Genomic DNA, 13,889 nt, shown 5'->3' on the forward strand with positions numbered 1-13,889 from the left:
TCAGTAGATGTTCGACGGCCGGACCATGCCCTCGGCGAGGTCACCGAATCCGGGAGCGATGATGGCGCCGGGATTCTGGATCACCTCCTCGACGACCAGGGTCTCGGTGGTCAGGAGCAGCGCCGCGATCGACGCGGCACTCTGCAATGCCGAGCGGGTCACTTTGAGCGGGTCGATGATCCCGGCGGCGAACATGTCGCCATAGGTGTCGGTCACCGCGTTGAACCCGTGCCCTTCCGGAAGGTCGGCGACCCGTTGCACAGCCTCGTCACCGTCGTAGCCGGCGTTGATCGAGATCCAGCGGAGTGGCTCTTCCACTGCGCGACGGACGATTTCACGTCCCTCGGCGGCGTCGCCGGTGAGTTCGAGAAGGTCGAGTGTCGCCTGTGCCTGGATCAGGGCGGTGCCACCACCTGCGACGATGCCTTCCTCCATCGCGGCCCGGGTTGCCGACAGGGAGTCCTCGACGCGGTGTTGCTTCTCTTTGAGTTCGACGCCGGTGGCGGCACCGACGTGGATCATCGCCACCCGGCCGGACAACCTGGCGATGCGCAGTTGCAGGTTGTCCTGGTCGTGTTCGTTCTCGGTCCGCGCCAGCTCTTGTTCGAGTTGATGGATGCGGGCCCGCACCTCCGACACGTCACCACCGCCGTCGACCATGGTTGTCGACAGCTCGGTCACGGTGATCTTCTTCGCCCGGCCGAGGTGTTCGAGACGTACATCGGAGAGGGACAGGCCGGAATCGGCGCTGACGACCCGGCCGCCCAAAATGGCTGCAAAGTCCTCCAATTCGGCAACGCGTCGATGACCGAAGCCGGGAGCCCGCACCACCACCGAGCGGAACGTGTCATGCATGTTGTTGGTGATGAGCATCGACAGCGCCGGTCCGTCCATGTTCTCGCAGAGGATCAGCAGCGGCCGCTTGCTGCGCTGCACCTGCTCGAGCACCGGCATCAGGGTCTGCACCGTGGTGATCTTCTGATTGGTGAGCAACACATAGGCGTCGTCGAGCTGTGACTCCATCCGGTCTTTGTCGGTGACGAAGTAGGGGGAGATGTAGCCGTGGTCGAACTCGACACCGTCCACAAACGACAGTCCCAGTCCGAACTGCGGCCATTCCTCGACACTGACCACACCGCCCACACCCACGTGGGTCATGGCCGTGGCGATCACGTCGCCGATGTCGGGGTCGTTGTTGGCCGAGAGCATCGCCACGTGCCGGAGCTGTTCTTCGCCGGTCACCTCACGGGAACGTTGTTGCAGCAGAGCGACCACCGCGTCCACCGCCTTCTCGATGCCGCGCTTGAGTTGCATCGGGTTTGCGCCGTTGTCGACGGCCAGGAGACCTTCGCGCACCATCGCCTGGGCGAGAACCGTTGCGGTGGTGGTGCCGTCGCCGGCCACCCCGTTGGTCTTGGTGGCAACCTCTTTGACCAGCTGCGCCCCCATGTTGGCGTAGGGGTCGCGGAGCTGGATCTCTTTGGCGATGGTCACACCGTCGTTGGTGATGGTCGGAGGGCCGGTCAGCTTTTCGAGTACCGCGTTGCGGCCCTTGGGTCCGAGGGTCACCTTGACCGCATCGGCGAGCGCATTGACCCCCATCTCCAATCGAGCCCGAGCGTCCGAACCGAAGCGCAGATCTTTTGCCATTGTGCACGCACCTTCATGTGTAGACGAATTGAAAAGCTATGTGGTGTAGGTGATCTAGGGAATGAGGATGGCTCGCCCCCGCACGTTCCCGGCGTCGAGATCGGACAGCGCGGTGGCGAAGTCGGCCAGCGGATAGGTGCTGGTGTGCAGCGACACCTTGCCCTGCGCCGCGAGGACCATCAGTTCGACGAGGTCGTTGTAGGAGCCGACCAGGTTGCCGATGAAATTGATCTCGGTGGAGATGATGTCAATTGTCGGAATCGACAAGGTGCCGCCGTATCCGATCACGTAATAGTTGCCTGCCCGGCGCAACATCCCGACACCGTCTTCGATGGCGCCACCTTCACCGACGAAGTCGATGACGGCTTCGGCGCCGTTGCCGTCGGTGAGGTCGAGAACCTGCTGGACTTGGGTGCCGTCCGCGACGACCGTGTGATGGGCGCCCAATTCGGCGGCGAGTTCGAGCGCCGGCTCGGACCGGTCCACCACGATCATCCGGGCTGCTGACAGTGCCGCGAGCACCTGTACCCCGATATGGCCGAGACCACCGGCGCCGATCACCACCGCGGTGTCCCCGGGACGAAGGAATCGGGCCGCCTTGGCCACCGCGTGGTAGGCGGTGAGGCCGGCGTCGGCCAGGGCCGCAACGTCGGCGGGCTGTAGCGACGAGTCGAGTTTGACCACGGCGCGGGCATTGGTCTTGAGGTATTCGGCGTACCCGCCGTTACTGTCGATGCCCGGGAAAGCCGAAGCGCTGCAATGTACATCGTCGCCGGCGCGGCAGGCCCGACACAATCCGCACGTTGCCAGTGGATGCAGGATAACCGGATCGCCGGGTTTGACCGAGGTGACCGCGCTACCGACCTCCTGAACCCATCCGGCATTCTCGTGTCCGATCGTGTACGGCAGTGTGACACCGGACTTCTGTTCCCACTGCCCTTCGATGATGTGCAGATCGGTGCGGCAGACACCGGCACCACCGATCCTGACCACCACATCGAGGGCGCCGTCCGCCTTGGGATCAGGGACATCCACCAGCTCGGGCTTGGTGTCATAGGCCGCCAGTTGCACCGCTTTCATGACTCGCTCCTCATCGTTGGCATCCCCAGATCGGTGCCCGCCAATTCACCTACGCTGCTGCCGGTTCCGGGGGTGGTGTCATCGCCGTAGCGGGTTGTCAGCAGGCCGCGGCAGAAGATGCCGTTGCCTTCGATGCTCACCCGCACGGACTTGGCAAAGCGCAGTCGCTTGGGAAGGATGTCCGCGCCTATCGGCTGCCCGTCGTGTTCGACCATGACCAGCTCGCAGGGCCCCGATCGCAAACCGACCTCGGCCCGCCGACGCAACAACGAATCGAGTTCGTGACCGGAGGGTAGATCACCGATGGTCAGGGTCGAGAACCGTTCGACACCAACACCATCGGCGGCCAACCGACGTGACATCCGCTCGAGTGCCGCCAGATACGCCTTGCGCTGAAAGGTCTGGCGGAGCTCGCCGAGTTCATCGACCGCCAGCCCGGGAAAGGACCCGGTGAACCCGGCCCGCGCTGCGACACCGTCATTGATCTCCTCGGCTGCGAAATGATCCTCCAGCCGCACCGAGGTCCGGTCCACCTCCGGCAGTGCTGCCACCGCGTCGTACGCGTCGGCAACCATGAGATAGGCGAAATTGGGTGCACAGAAGTACGTCGGAAGGCGTAGCCGGATCGCGACCTCGATGCCGGAACCCGCGGTATCCAGGTCGACCGACGTCACGAACTTCAGGTCGGTGATGGGCTCGTCCAACTCGGGATCGCGCACAGTCCCCAGCGCATCCCACACCCGCCGCGCGGCCGTTGCCGTGGCGGTACCGACTGAACTGGGCCAGCTGATCACCGTCCGGTCCGGACCATTTGTCACCGTCCGGTCCGGACCATTTGTCACAGTCATACCGTGACCGACGCCGATGATGAGGAGGTCGGCTTCGCCGGACTGCTGCCGACCGGCTTCTCGGCAGGTGCGGACTCGTCGGGCTGGATCCGGGCCTGCTCGGGAACGTCGAAACCGTAGAGTTTGGCCGCGTTGAGGCCCAGGATCTTCTTGCGAATCTGAGTGTTGAGCGTGCCGTACTCGGACTGCATGTCCTCGGGGATCTGGAAGTCGACGAACTTCTCGATGAGCCAGGCCGGCTTCCAGATGGCGTAATCACTGGCGAACGTCAGCCGGTCTTCACCGACCCAATACAGCAGCTCACCGATGATCTGTGCGAAATACCGTGGCCGGGTGTGGATGAACGGCATCGCAACGGCAAGGCCGCCATAAACGTTGGGCTCCTGCGTGGCGATCCAGCAGAAGTCCTCCAGGCGAGGTAGCCCGACATGTTCGACGATGAAGTTGAGCTCCGGGAATGCCGTTGCCACATCGTCGACATCGGCCACGTCGAACGCGTCCCGGTTGAGGGGATAGATCGTGGGTCCCTTGTGGATGTGAATGTTCTTGATACCCAGTTCCTGACACTTCTCCAGGTAGCGGTACGACCAGTCGTCGGTGAGCTTGTAACCCTTGGAGCTACCCTTCCATTCGGCGGTGTAGAGCTTGACGCCCTGCAGGTTCCACCGGGCGGCCAGCTTCTCCAGGTCCTCGAGTCCGGCCTCTCCGTTGCGCGGGTCCCAGGCGCCGTTGGTCATCAACTTGTCCGGATGTTTTTCTGCCAGTGCACCGTTGCGTTCGGTGGTGTTGAAACCGTCGATGTAGAAGTCGGAGAGGTAGGTGGGCTGGAAGATGCCCTTGTCGACATACCCGACCTCGAACAGGTCGTGCATCAGGTCGTCTTCGGTGTAGTTACCGAACTTCTCCAGTGTCCACTTCTCTGATTCCGGGGACAGATTTGCGTGATAGTCATAGAAACAACCGGTGAAACCCTTGCCGTACCGGTTCTTCTGATTGCGTGGTCCACCGTTCCAGAAGTGGATGTGGCTGTCCACGATGTAGTAGCTCTCGCCATCCTTGTTGTACATCGATTGCTCCAATACTGGTGACGGATAGGGTTACTCGACGACCTTGAGGTCGAAATCGATGAACTCGGCGGCGTCCTCGGGGTTGGCGAACAGCATCGTCCGGTCGTCGAAGTGGACCATCCGCCCGTAGTGGGTGGACATGATCTCCTCGAAGTCGGACTGATCGAACTCGGAGCCGAGCGCATTGGTGATCTCGTCGAAGTCGAAGGTGAGGACCTTCTGCCCGTCGACGCGGATCATCGACGGGAATTCTTCGATCTCGACACCCTCTTTGCGACCCATGATCTCGGCGACCACGTAGCCGTTCTGGTTGTTCATCAGGGTGACACCGCACATGTTGGACGATCCGACGTCGGTGCCAAAGGTCATCTCGCTCATGCTGACAGCTCCTTCGATACAGGTATGTTGAGATCTTCGAGAACAGTTCGTAGCCCGGTCTTGGCGGTGGCGAACGAATCGGCGAACGGCACATGCCGTTCGGAGGGCTGCGACCAGATCGGCTGCAACTCGCGGGCAGCGGCCAGACTCAATGGAATCCACTTGTCGGACCAGGTGGCCAGCAGTTCACGATTTGCTTCACCGTCTTCGGGGTCGGTCACCAGCATGCGCAACAGTGCCCGGGTGTAGCCGAGGTCGCGGTTGTAGTCGTGCTCACCGGATCCGACCAGGGAAGGGGTGACGTAGTCCCCGTTGCGGGCCGCGATCTGCATCACCAGCAGCGACCGGAACAAGACACCGACGAGTTGCTCGAAGATGATGTTCGTGGCGAACACCGCTTCGGCCCAATCACCCTCGGCGGTCAGCAGTTCCACATTCTCGCGTACGCCCTGCCACACCGGGTCGGCCTGCCAGACATCGCGGTGCACCGCGCCGTCGAAGCCCTCGATCGTGTCTGTCAGGTCGAGGTTGTAGAGCGCGAGATCCTGCGCGAACCGCATCTTGTGGGCGGCGTTGACGCAGATGGCGTTGTTGAGCATGTTGGTCGGTGCAGACCGTTGCGCAGCGGTGAACACGTGTAGTCCCATGCCGTTCTCGGCGTGCATCCAGGCGCCGAGATTGCGTTCGATGAACGTGGCCCAGCTCGGAGTCCAGGAGTCGTAGGCGCCGACCAGTTTTGCGTTGTCCAGGTTCTGCTGGATCTGCCGCACCACGTTCGCGTTGTTGCGGTAGATGGTCTGTTCCCACTCCCCGTTGGGATCACGGAACTGGTGCCAGTCAGTTGATTTCAGCGCCGTCCAGTCCTTCGGATAGCCGCCGGGCCCGTCGGCGAATCCGTAGATCCAGCCCTGGCTGAGGTAACGTTCCGGATCGGGCTGGACATCGAAGGTGACGTCCTCGTATGTGGTGGCACGCATCTTCGCAGGCTTGAAGTAGTTGTAGCTCCGGCTCTTCGAACTCGGGAAGTCGAGAGCTCCGGCCTCGGCATCGGTGAAGTGGGGCTTCGGGAAGCTGCGGACCGGTTTCCCGTTCTCGCCGCCGGTATCGGGTTTGGGGGCTGCTGGGGCGCTCATCTTTGAACTCACTTTCGGTTGCGGGCGGTCGCGGCGCATGTCGGTCGGGGACGAAGAGTCAACTGTCTTGTGGAACGGTGGTGGTGAACTTGTCGAAATGGACCTGATCGAGAGGCACTCCGGCACCGTCGAGTAGCGCCATCGCGGCGTCGACCATCGGTGGTGGACCGCAGAGATAGAAGTCCGCGGAATCCATTCCGGACTCGCGTCGCTCGACCACCTCGGTAACGAACCCGAAATCGCCTGCCACGCCCATACTTTCCCAATCTGCCGTGGTCTCCTCTGACAGGCAGGGGACGAAGGTGAAGTCGGGCAACTGGTTACCGATCTCCTTGATCTCGTGTAGATAGAACAGATCCTTGGCGGTCCTGGCCCCGTAGTAGAAGTGCACCGGACGGAGCGGCGCGTTGCCTGCGCCCTCCAGTTCGGAGAGATGGTGGAGCAGGGACAGGATGGGGGACATGCCCGCACCGCCCGCGATGCAGACGATGGGCCGTACGGATGACTCCTTGATGGTGAAAGAGCCGTACGGACCGTTGAGTTCGAGTTCGTCGCCGACGGTCAGCGACGTCTCGAGCAGGCCGGAGAATCGGCCACCGGGATACTTCTTGATGATGAACTCCAGGCGCCCGGCCATAGTGGGGGTGGTGGCCATGGAGAACGAGCGGTGCTCATCGGCACCGGGGATCATCAGATCGGCGTACTGCCCCGGCTTGAACACGAACGTCTCGGGCTCGAGCAGCTCCAACTTGACCGACACGATGTCGTGGGTCAGGTCGTCGAGACCGACGATCTTGGTCTTGAGGTGTTGCAGGGGTACGGCATTGCGCAGTTCGTCCTCGTCGAAGTTGATGAGTTCGATCTCGCAGTCCGAATACGCGTGCGTCTTGCAGAGCAGTACGTAGCCTTCTTCGCTCTCGTAGTCTGCCAGCGCGAACGTCGAGTATCGGTCCATCTGGATGTCGCCGTCGAGGAGAAAGGACTTGCATGCCGAGCATTGCCCTTCGCGGCAGCCGTGCATCAGCGAAACACCCTGGCGGAAAGCGGCATCGAGGATCGTCTCGTCCTCGTCGACTTCGATGTCGAGGTCGACGGGTTCGAACCGAACATTGTGGGTGTCACCCATGGGTCGAGGTCCTTGCAATGAGATGGATGGAGCCCAGGGGCAGCGTGGCGCGTGCAACCACACTGCCCCCGAGTTCTGAGCAGGCGCCTGGCCGGGTTGTGGGAACCCCGGCGAGGGGTTCAGACGCCTGCAGCTTGTTTCGCCGGACGGCCGGCGGGGCCACCGGCCTTGTACTCGGCGATGTGTGCCTCCCTTTCCGCATCGGACATCTCGTTCAACGCGACATTGGGGCTGCCGAACTCGATGCCGCGGATGTCGTCGAGTGTCCACAGCTTCTTCGGATCATCCAGGTGCAGATGTGGCTGCGGGATAAGGGTTTTGCCATCATCACGGACGTATCCGAGGTCCTTGACGATGTCGGCCAGATCGCGGCCGTGATGCAGGGTCTCCCACTCGCGGTCACCGGTGAGGCGGCCCATGTTCGGGGTCGGCCTGCCCTCGTACTCGGGACGGAACGCCTTGATGTCGGTCCAGGCGCACGTTTCCGAACAGTAGGTCCGCCATTGGCCGTCGACCTTCTCGGTGACCATGTCCTCACGGATGAGGGCGGGCACCATGCAGGTCCAGCAGCGATGCGGGTACTGGTAGTTGGCATCGGACTCGAAGGCGATGGGCTTGTTCTTGCCCGGATACGCCATCCGGTTGTAGGCCTCCCACCACTTTCCGTACTTGTTGTACCAACCCGGGTACTTGTACTCGAACCACTCGAAGTCGTCGTCGGTCATCGCGTCGATGCGCCAGTAGTTCACCGGCCAGCCGGTGGCGAAGAACTGGGCGACCTCGTGGACGTAGCCCTTGTTGACGATGCGGTTCCAGGACTCCTCGACCAGATCGTGCGGGATCTTGAGACCGTACTTCTCCAACGGGATGAGGTAGGAGCGGTAGTAGTCGTCATAGATCCACCGCCGCCACATCTCGGCGTACGAATCACGATCCTTGCGACGGTCTTTGGTGCCGTACTCGATGAACGTGCCGATCGCCGCGTCCACCACACAGTGGTTGTTCCACCAGGCGTACCGGAGATCGCGTTCGAGGAGTTGGCGGTTGTCCTCGTCGGCCAATGCCATCAACAAGATGGAGTAGCCGTTGGAGATGTGCCGCGACTCGTCGGACTGGACGGAGTGGAAGACCGTCGGCAACAGATAGTCACCGTTGGCGGCCGCCTCCGACGGCATCGCGACGAACAAGGTGTTGGTGAATGCGGTCTCTGCGACCACTGTCAGATAGATGTTGGCCGCGGTGATCGCGTCACCGGTGATGAAGCCCTCGCCGAACTGCCTGCCGATGGTGCCTGCGTAGTTGTTGGCGAACGCCTTCTCACTGATGTCGAACCCGGCGGGATCGATGTAGTGGTTCATGTAGAGGCGCTTGAGGTTCATCTGGATCGTCGAGTGCCGGACCTCGTCGATCATCTGCACCGCCAGCCCATTGTGGATTTCAGGGTTGGGGACCGCGTCGATTGCCATCGGCATGGCCCGGGCCGCGGAGATCTCCGGGAACGGGATGATCGAGAGGAACAGCTTCTGCCATTCCATCCAGCGCTCTTCGACCTGACGGAACATGTTGCCGCGGATCGCGCCGTCCATCGCGCCGAAGACGCGGTTGTCTTTTTCTTCCTCCATGGGGAAGTAGGAGCGGAGGATCTGCTTGAGCGGATCCTTCTTGGGTGCCTTGTCGAACGTGTAGTCGGTGCCGAATCTGGTGGCCGGCGTGGCAAAGGTCGGCTCCCAGGACAGTTCTGTGATCTTTTTGTGTGCCTTGCTCAGACTCTGTCTGCTCAACGCAGTCCTCCTCGTTCGAGCACGCGGGTGGTCGATGGCGAGAGCCGCAAAGCTCCCTGTGACCGATGACACACTCGTTACGATGGCTAGTACGTCTCAATGTGAGACGCGTCTCATTCCGAGACGCTTCTACGATTGCGGCAGACCGGAAGTTGACAGCCGGTCATGGAGGTGACCTGCGAGGATGTCGAGTTTCGTCGATCGTGGCTGGTCAGCAGGGGAGCGGCAGCTGGCCCGTGAGGAATTTCTGGCGGCAGATGGGCCAGGAGCCCACCTGGTGCGGCCTGCGGTCCTGGATTCGTGGCGGCGATCGCAAGCACTGCACATCCATGTCGACCGGGTCGAACTGCCGTTCGTTCGGGAACCCGACCTCGACACCCCGCTGATGAACGCCGCGAGCCCGGTGTTGAAGTCGATCACCGATGACATGGCGAGCCAGCCCGTCAGCGTGATCCTGACGTCGGCGGAGGGGCTCATCCTGGAGCGGTTCTCCTCCGATGCCGGGATCAACCGGACCCTTGATGAGGTGAAGCTGGCGAGGGGGTACAGCTACGCCGAGCAGTTTGTCGGTACCAACGGCATCGGGACCACCATCGAGACCCGGCAGCCGACGTACATCCTCGGTAGCGAACATTACGTCGGAGAGCTCGGGACGTTGGCGTGTGCGGGCGTGCCGATCCGGCATCCGAATTCCGGTGCGCTCCTCGGAGTGCTCGACATGACCTGTCGCGCCGAGCATGCCAATCCGCTGCTGTTGTCGCTCGCGAAGTCGGCGAGCAGGCAGATCGAGAATCAGTTGCTGAGCCAGGCCAACGAACGCGAGACCGCTCTGCTGACCACCTACCTCACGACGGCCCGCCGCTACAGCCGCGGCGTCCTCGCCGTCGCCGGTGAGATGGTCCTGATGAATGCCTATCTGCGGCGGACCCTGGACGCACGCGACCAGACGGCTTTGCTCGAACACGCGCTCGACGTGCAGGCCGTCGCCGCGACGCGAACCCTGGTGGCGCAGCTGCCGAGCGGACGGAACGCGCGGGTCTCGGTGGCCGATCGCGACGAAATACGTTCCGGTGCAGTGAATATCGTGTTTCACGTGACGGTGGACGACTTCCCCGACGCCTGGGTTGCCCCGTCTCCGTCGCCGACCTGGATCGAGGGAGAACCCCTGCCGGCCGGACTCGTCGGAAACAGCGCTTCGCTTCGGCGTAGCTACAACCAGGTGCGACGCTGCTACGCCGACCGGCACTGGGTGCTCGTCGAGGGTGAACCCGGTACCGGGCGGTCCACCCTGGTGACCGCGGCCGCGCACAAACTGGCCCCGGCCACCCATCTGCTGGCGCTCGGGATCCGTGATGCCGCCGACCACGAGAGGTACCTGGACCTGCTGTCCGCGGAGCTCGAATCGAGTGATGCCTTCAACGTTCTGCTTGCCGATATCGACAGGCTACCAACGCTGTTGGTGGATCCGGTGGCTCTTCTGCTGCAGTCGGTGGAGGGGACGGGGTGGGTTGCGGCGACCACCAGCGGAAACACCGAACGCAGCGAAGTCGAGGCAACGCTGCTGCCGTTCTTCTCACACACGGTGACCTTGCAGGCGCTGCGGCATCGCAGCGAAGACCTCCATGCCCTGGTGCCTTACCTGATCGAGCAGATCCATCCCGGGTCGACCGCACGCCTCACACCGGCCGCGGCCCGCGCGCTGAGCAAGCATCCGTGGCCCGGAAATGTTGCCCAACTACGCCGCATCCTCACCGAAACGTTGGCGGTGCGACGGGGTGGTGTCATCGACGTCGAACATCTCCCGGCGGAATGTCGCACCACGATCCGGCGAACACTGTCCCAGATCGAATCGCTGGAACGCGACGCGATCGTGCGAAGTCTGTTGGACAACAACGGCAACAAGGCCGAAGCCGCAGCCGCACTTGGTCTTTCCCGCGCCACGATCTATCGCAAGATCAAGGAGTTCGGGATCCACTGAACGGGCTCCCCGACCCCGATGATGTGCCCTTTTGGCGGTGCCCACCTGGGCTTTTGTTCGCCAAAAGGCCACATCATCGGGGGTTGGGTCAGCCGGCGGTGACCGTCCGGGTCAATAGATCAGCCAGCGTCTTGCTGAAGGCGGCGGGCTGCTTGGGTGTGCCACCTTCGGCCAACAGTGCCGCGCCGTACAGCAATTCGGCCGACTGGCGCAGTGCGGTGTCGTCGCCGCGATCGGCGAATGCCTTCTGCAGGCCGACCGTCAGCGGATGGTCCGGGTTGAGTTCCAGGATCCGCTTGCTGTCGGGCATCGGGATGCCCGAGTCGCGGTACATCCGCTCCAGTGCCGGTGAAAGGCTCTGTGCCTCACCGACAATGCACGCCGCCGAATCGGTCAGGCGACTCGACAGCCGCACCGCACTGACGTCGTCGACGAGTACGCCGGTCATCCAGGTGAGGAGTTCGCCGAACTCCTCGTCCTTCTTGCTGTCCTCTTCCTTGTCGGCCTCGCCGCTGAGGTCGACCTCGCCCTTGGCCACCGACTGCAGCGGCTTGCCCTCGAAGTCGGTGATCGATCCGATCCACATCTCGTCGATCGGATCGGTGAGCAGCAGCACCTCGATGCCCTTGGCCTTGAACGCCTCGAGGTGGGGGGAGCGTTCGAGCTGTTCCCGCGACTCGCCGGTGGCGTAAAAGATCTGGCTCTGGGTGTCTTTCATCCGCTCGACGTATTCGGCCAGCGTTGTTGCGGTGTCGGTGGAGTGCGTCGAGCTGAGCGAGATGATCGACAGCAGGGCGGCCTGGTTGTCGATGTCGGAGAGCAGACCTTCCTTGAGGACCCGGCCGTACTGCGACCACAGGGTGTCGTACTTCTCACGGTCGTTCGTCCGCATGTCCTTGATGGTGCTCAGGACCTTCTTGGTGAGCCGTCGTCGGATGGCCTTGATCTGACGGTCCTGCTGCAGGATCTCCCGCGAAACGTTGAGTGAGAGGTCGGCTGCGTCGACGAGGCCCTTGATGAAGCGAAGGTATTCGGGCATGAGTTCTTCGCAGTCGTCCATGATGAACACCCGCTTGACGTACAACTGCACGCCGGCCTTGTGTTCGCGCATGAACAGATCGAACGGTGCCGTCGACGGGATGAACAGCAGGGCCTGGTACTCGAAAGTGCCCTCGGCCTTCATCTGGATGGTTTCGAGCGGATCGTCCCAGGAGTGGCTGACGTGCCGGTAGAACTCGGCGTACTCCTCGTCGGTGACCTCCGAGCGCGGACGCGTCCAGAGCGCCTTCTGGGAGTTCAGGGTCTCGGTCACCGTCGTCTCGGTGGGGGCCTCGTCCTCGCCCTCGTCACCCTCTTCGGACTCGTCGTCGGCAGCCTTCGGCGGTACCGGGGTGGTGACGTCCATCCGGATGGGCCACGAGATGAAGTCGGAGTACTTCTTCACCAGTTCCCGGATCTTCGGCACCGACGTGTAGTCGTGCAGATCGTCTTCGGCGTCGACAGGCTTGAGGTGCAGTGTCACCGAGGTGCCCTGCGGGGCATCGGTGACCTCTTCGATCGTGTACTTGCCAGCGCCTGCGGACTCCCACCGGGTGGCCTGGGACTGGCCGGCCTTGCGGGTGAGCAGGGTGACCTTGTCGGCCACCATGAAGGTCGAGTAGAAGCCGATGCCGAACTGGCCGATCAGCTCTTCGGACGCGGCCGAGTCCTTGGCCTCTTTCAGCTTCTTGCGGACCTCGGCGGTACCCGACTTCGCCAGCGTGCCGATCAGGTCGACGACCTCATCGCGCGTCATGCCGATGCCGTTGTCGGCGATCGTGAAGGTGCGGGCCTCGGGATCGAGGGAGATCTGGATGTGCAGATCGGAGGTGTCGGCGTCGAGGTCCTTGTCCTGATACGACTCCATCCGCAGTTTGTCGAGGGCGTCCGATGCGTTGGACACCAACTCGCGAAGGAAAGAATCCTTGTTCGAGTAGATCGAGTGGATCATCAGATCCAGCAGCTGCCGCGTCTCGGCAGCGAACTCCATCTCTTCGACCTGAGTGCTCACGTGATGCTCCTCTGTGTTGTGCGGTAATACGTGCTCCGACCTAACATTTTAGGCAGGCCGTTCGTAGTACATTCAGTCCTCATGCCGCATTGTCGGAACGGGGGGTTGCAGTGAGCTCGGTCATCCAGAATGTCTTGGGTCAAGAGTTCGAAAGTCTGCATCCAAACTTGCAGTGGCGCTACGGGATTGATTCGAAGTCGCACCTGGCGCAGTCGGCCACCGGAATTATGGAGTCGATTTACAGTTCGCCCTTGGTGTCAACCGCGCTGCGGCACTTCGGTAAACGCAACGCCATGCCGACAAAAACGAGCCGCCTGGTTCCATTCACGATGCACAACTATTGTTATGAAGACGAACTCGGCAGGGAGTCGCTGGCGGTGATGCGATCCCTGAACTACACCAGTGGTGCCCAGGGGCTGAATTCTCTCCTGGTGGACGGTCGTGAGGGCCTGGTCGACTACTTCGGCGATGGACCGGAACTGCTCTGGCCGCTGGATGCCAGCGTCGACCAGGAGGGCTCGCTGGTGTTCGAGAGTGGACCTATGCGGCTGCTCACCGCAGGCCCCAAAGTTGGCATGCGTGGGTTCATGGCAGCCCGGATGCTCTATGCCGAGGGCTGGGACGCCCGACACAACCGATTTCGGGTGGACGCGACCGTGCGCAATCCGGTGATCGGTGAGCTGATTCACTATCGCGGCTGGTTCACCGCCCAGGATGTCCCGTGCCGATTGCGGGACATCCCGGACGAGGCCTGGCCGCACCGCCTCGTCGAGCGCGAGAGCTGACCCGATGATGTGC

Annotated in this window: 11 protein-coding genes; 2 read left to right on the plus strand and 9 right to left on the minus strand. The window is 62.4% G+C overall.

The window, feature by feature from the left end:
• The 8 genes from groL to AC1TPF_RS21400 all read right to left on the minus strand — a co-directional run bounded on the left by groL (position 1) and on the right by AC1TPF_RS21400 (position 9,063).
• Positions 1 to 1,650 carry a chaperonin GroEL gene (gene groL, locus AC1TPF_RS21365; protein WP_482141061.1) on the minus strand — a complete coding sequence of 550 codons (1,650 nt, stop codon included), beginning with the start codon at positions 1,648 to 1,650 and terminating at the stop codon, positions 1 to 3.
• A 54-nt stretch (positions 1,651 to 1,704) separates the two neighbouring features.
• Complete coding sequence (locus AC1TPF_RS21370; RefSeq protein WP_482145243.1) at positions 1,705 to 2,730, minus strand: NAD(P)-dependent alcohol dehydrogenase; 1,026 nt, start codon at positions 2,728 to 2,730, stop codon at positions 1,705 to 1,707.
• Positions 2,727 to 3,578: an iron-sulfur cluster assembly protein gene (locus AC1TPF_RS21375; RefSeq protein WP_482145244.1), complete on the minus strand. Its 852-nt coding sequence runs from the start codon at positions 3,576 to 3,578 to the stop codon at positions 2,727 to 2,729. The genes AC1TPF_RS21370 and AC1TPF_RS21375 overlap by 4 nt, the downstream gene beginning before the upstream one ends.
• On the minus strand, positions 3,575 to 4,645 hold the full coding sequence (locus AC1TPF_RS21380) for an amidohydrolase family protein (protein WP_482141055.1): 1,071 nt from the start codon (positions 4,643 to 4,645) through the stop codon (positions 3,575 to 3,577). The genes AC1TPF_RS21375 and AC1TPF_RS21380 overlap by 4 nt, the downstream gene beginning before the upstream one ends.
• 30 nt (positions 4,646 to 4,675) lie before the next feature.
• Positions 4,676 to 5,023: a propane 2-monooxygenase effector subunit MimD gene (gene mimD / locus AC1TPF_RS21385; protein WP_482141053.1), complete on the minus strand. Its 348-nt coding sequence runs from the start codon at positions 5,021 to 5,023 to the stop codon at positions 4,676 to 4,678.
• On the minus strand, positions 5,020 to 6,156 hold the full coding sequence (locus AC1TPF_RS21390) for an aromatic/alkene monooxygenase hydroxylase subunit beta (protein WP_482141051.1): 1,137 nt from the start codon (positions 6,154 to 6,156) through the stop codon (positions 5,020 to 5,022). The genes mimD and AC1TPF_RS21390 overlap by 4 nt, the downstream gene beginning before the upstream one ends.
• A gap of 58 nt (positions 6,157 to 6,214) precedes the next feature.
• Positions 6,215 to 7,282: a 2Fe-2S iron-sulfur cluster-binding protein gene (locus AC1TPF_RS21395; RefSeq protein WP_482145245.1), complete on the minus strand. Its 1,068-nt coding sequence runs from the start codon at positions 7,280 to 7,282 to the stop codon at positions 6,215 to 6,217.
• A 119-nt stretch (positions 7,283 to 7,401) separates the two neighbouring features.
• Entirely contained in the window at positions 7,402 to 9,063 is a 1,662-nt protein-coding gene (locus AC1TPF_RS21400; protein WP_482141047.1) for an aromatic/alkene/methane monooxygenase hydroxylase/oxygenase subunit alpha, read from the minus strand.
• Between the two features lie 184 nt (positions 9,064 to 9,247).
• Here AC1TPF_RS21400 and AC1TPF_RS21405 point away from each other — a divergent pair, with 184 nt between their 5' ends.
• Entirely contained in the window at positions 9,248 to 11,041 is a 1,794-nt protein-coding gene (locus AC1TPF_RS21405; RefSeq protein ID WP_482141045.1) for a sigma-54-dependent Fis family transcriptional regulator, read from the plus strand.
• Positions 11,042 to 11,129: 88 nt separating this feature from the next.
• Here AC1TPF_RS21405 and htpG read toward each other — a convergent pair whose 3' ends face one another.
• Positions 11,130 to 13,091, minus strand: a complete 1,962-nt coding sequence (gene htpG / locus AC1TPF_RS21410) for a molecular chaperone HtpG (protein ID WP_482145246.1) — start codon at positions 13,089 to 13,091, stop codon at positions 11,130 to 11,132.
• 110 nt (positions 13,092 to 13,201) lie between these two features.
• On the opposite strand from htpG, the gene AC1TPF_RS21415 reads away from it, so the two are divergent.
• The gene (locus AC1TPF_RS21415) at positions 13,202 to 13,876 is read left to right on the plus strand and encodes a DUF4166 domain-containing protein (RefSeq protein ID WP_482145247.1); all 675 of its coding nucleotides are present in this window, start codon (positions 13,202 to 13,204) and stop codon (positions 13,874 to 13,876) included.
• The last annotated feature ends 13 nt before the right edge of the window (positions 13,877 to 13,889 follow it).

The organism is Williamsia sp. Y853 (assembly GCF_056786495.1).